Raw genomic sequence first — 265 nt, 5'->3', positions numbered from 1 at the left:
CCAGGCCCAGCGACTGCAGCGCCGACTGCGGCCGCTGGCCGAGGTCCGTGCCGACCGGTTCGATCCGCACGTAATGGGCGCGTTGTTCGGCGGCCAGCAGGTCCTCTTCCGGCTGGCTCAGGTCCAGCATCCAGGTCAGTTTCGGCTGGACGTCCACCGGTGCCTTGACCAGGCCCAGCGACTGCAGCGCCGACTGCGGCCGCTGGCCGAGGTCCGTGCCGACCGGTTCGATCCGCACGTAATGGGCGCGTTGTTCCGCGGCCAG

Annotated in this window: 1 pseudogene; it reads right to left on the bottom strand. The window is 70.6% G+C overall.

The window, feature by feature from the left end:
* Positions 1–265: pseudogene (locus tag AC5RV2_RS19260) on the bottom strand (hypothetical protein); the annotation flags it as partial.

The sequence above is a fragment of the Arthrobacter sp. Y3225116 genome (assembly GCF_059091245.1).
The sequence above is the reverse complement of the archived record's forward strand: the minus strand, read 5'-3'. Positions and strand labels throughout refer to the sequence as shown.